Below are 2187 nucleotides of genomic sequence, written 5' to 3' on the forward strand. Positions count from 1 at the left end.
AGCTACCTCGCCGGCCTTCATCTGCGCGCCTCGATGATCTGGCTCAGAGAGCTCACCCGGACCACCTGATGATCACAACCGAATACGCTCCCTAGTGGAAGCTTCTCAGCCGATGATGGCGACAGGGGCGTCCCAGGCGTTGCGGTCGACTGTGATGGTGTATCCGCCTCGCGTCTCTCTGCTGTTGACCATGTACTGGTGGCCGCGGCTGTGGTTGGTGTACTGAGCGGGGTTCCACGGCCAGTCGGTGGTGGTCGTGTTCTTCTTGTCCCACAGCGCGTACCAGAGGTTACCTGGCAGGTCCGTCTTGTTCGGGGCGGTGGCGACGGCCTTGGCGCTGGAGCTGCTGAAGCCGTAGAGGCCGCCGCGGTAGGTCGCGTTCCGCAGCGTTTTGGTGAAGGAACGCACGTAGGTGAGAGTGGCGTCGTTGCACGCCTTGTCGGTGATGTCGTACGACTCCATGTTCAGGTAGATCGGACTGCCGGCCTTCATCCCGAGGGCTGATGCCTTGGCGACCGCGTCCCTCGCGTTACTCGCACCGACGGAGGCCGCCGTGGAAGCAGTGAACCTTTCCGGGTTCGCGCTCGTCTGGCAGGGCGGCTGCGCGCCGACGTAGAGCGGTATGAGCTTCCAGCCTGTGGAGTTGACCGACTTCACCCAGGACTTGGTCAGGTTGGGCTGGGCGCAGCCACGGTTCTTGCCGCCGATGTAGACAGCGGCGGCGCCGTAAAACTTCGTGTTCCACGCTTTCATCGCCGCGAGGGAGGGCGCAGTGCACGTATCGAACGCCCGACCGGTGTAGGTCTTCTGCGCGGGCCAAACGGTGGCCGCCATGGATGTCTGTGCTGCGATTCCGGCGCCCGCAGTGACGACAACACCCGTCGTCGCCCAGGCGATGTAGCGGCCCTTTTTGGACAGTCGATGACTGGACAATCCCCACCCCATTCGTATGGCAGCCGACGGCTGCCGTGAATCCGACGCATCTGCGGAGGACAGCTTGCGCGTCGCCGCAACTCGACCGCGTACGGGTGCAGCGTCCGCGTAGTGGCGCCGCCTCCGTTTCGGATGCCCGACGCGGATCGCAGAATAGCCGACGTCCGTATCGCGAGGGTGGCCAGCTTCGCGTGGGCTCGGTTGGCGGCTGCACCAATGCTGGCGCCGGTCCGTATGCAATCCGACAGCCTTGATTCCGACAAGTGACTTGCCTAATGAACGGCCAGGAAGTGGTGCTCCAGGGGCGCGTAGGCGGAGTCGGGATGCCGCAACCCGAGCAGGATCTCGCCGTCCCGTTCCAGGTACAGATGGACGCCGATAACGTTCGGCACCGTCTTCGTGTCGGCATCGCGTAGGCGCAGCACCGGCAACGCGTCGGCGGCATCACCGTCTGGGCGTCGACCCTCCTGGTGGTGGCGGATGACGGCTGTGGTGCCGGGTCCATGGTCAGATACGGGATCTGCTCGGCATCGGTGAAGCGCAGCATGATCCCCTCGGTGAGGGGCAGCAGGGCGGGGTCGCCGTCCCACGTCCCGGTGTACACCTGGACCCGGCTGGTGGTCCGGTCGTCGGCGTCGATGTCCTCGACGACGGCGAGCGGGACGAGGTCGGGGATGTGCAGGCCGGCCTCTTCCATCAGTTCGCGGGCGATCGTGTCGTCGAGGCTTTCGCCGGGTTCGGGATGGCCTCCGGGCAGGGACCACTGTCCGGCGCTGCAGATGTTTTTGTTCGCGTCCCGCAGATGCAGCAGGTAGCGGCCGTCCGCGCTGACGAGCAGCGCCGCCGTGGTCGTGGTAACGGCTGGTGCGGTCACGGAATCCTCCATCCGTACGGCGGGCAAGTGGTGGGGTCGTCGCGCCCCGGGGCCGGGGCGCGACGTAGTTGGGTCAGCGGTCGGTGGACAGGGCCAGAAGTTCGGCGAACAGGCCACCGCCGTAAGCGAGTTCGTCGTAGGTCCCGTGTTCGGCGATCCGGCCGTGCTCCATCACGATGATCCGGTCGGCGATCTTGGTATTGACCAGCTGGTGGGTCACCACGATCGTGATCCGGCCGGCAGCGATGGTCTTGATCTCTTCCAGGATGGCGTGCTCGCCGCGGGCTGAGGGGCCTCGTGTTTCCCGGACAGGCTTCTGACCGTTGATTTCACGCGGCGATTCGCAACTTGTCGTACTCGGCGTGGACTTCGCGCGGAGG

The 2187-nt window shown here is 65.5% G+C and carries 1 protein-coding gene and 2 pseudogenes; all 3 read right to left on the bottom strand.

The genetic code is table 11. The features are described from left to right. Window positions 1-105: 105 nt before the first annotated feature. Window positions 106-933: a glycoside hydrolase domain-containing protein gene (locus tag ABZ281_RS46845; RefSeq protein ID WP_356664659.1), complete on the bottom strand. Its 828-nt coding sequence runs from the start codon at window positions 931-933 to the stop codon at window positions 106-108. Window positions 934-1444: 511 nt separating this feature from the next. Next, a pseudogene (locus ABZ281_RS46850) lies at window positions 1445-1819 on the bottom strand (NUDIX hydrolase); the annotation flags it as partial. Window positions 1820-1880: 61 nt separating this feature from the next. Then, window positions 1881-2187: pseudogene (locus ABZ281_RS46855) on the bottom strand (hypothetical protein); the annotation flags it as partial.

Source organism: Streptomyces sp. NPDC006265, from assembly GCF_040613555.1.
GTDB lineage: Bacteria > Actinomycetota > Actinomycetes > Streptomycetales > Streptomycetaceae > Streptomyces.